We start from the raw sequence: 564 nt of genomic DNA on the forward strand, positions 1-564 counted from the left end.
CCGACATGAGGAGTGATGCACTGTGGCGTCCCGCTGCCGGTCTACCTGCGCGGATGCGTTCTTCGGGTGATGCCGCGTAGGCGCGGCTGTTAGCCCTTTCCAGGCCCGGCCGATTGGTCCGGGATTCGTTCTCAGCGGTTTCTGCTGGCGGTTCCTACTCTCACTCACTCTCCCCTGGGTGGTGTCGTTGCCCGCATGTGCGCGCTGGTGTGCATGCGCGGGTTCCGGCCGGATTCGCCTGCTGGTCATCAAAGCCTTTTCAGCCATCAGGAGAGTTGTTGTGCTGCGCGAGTTACCCGGACAGGAAGTCGCGGGCGTGGTCTCGGCCCGCCCGGATGCGTCGGTGGTGTTCCTGCCGACCGTGGTTGATCCGGCGATTGCCGAACGGCTGGCGGTCGAGCATGGGGTGTGTGTCCGGCCGGTGCCGATGCGTCGTCAGGATGTGGTCACCGGTGCCGTAGAAGTGATCGACCTGCCGTGCGGGAGCTGGCGGGAGAGCTGGTGTCCGCCGTGCGCCAAGCGGGTGCGCGACCTTCGGCGGGCTCAATGCCGGGAAGGCTGGCA

General features: G+C 66.3%; 1 protein-coding gene. It reads left to right on the top strand.

Annotation, left to right across the window (positions count from 1 at the left end; genetic code table 11):
• Positions 1 to 280: 280 nt before the first annotated feature.
• Positions 281 to 564, top strand: a 284-nt coding sequence (locus tag KIP79_RS46240; protein WP_372453767.1) for a replication initiator, incomplete at its 3' end; no start/stop codon positions are given.

The organism is Acrocarpospora catenulata (genome assembly GCF_018476525.1).
Classification (GTDB): Bacteria; Actinomycetota; Actinomycetes; order Streptosporangiales; family Streptosporangiaceae; genus Acrocarpospora; species Acrocarpospora catenulata.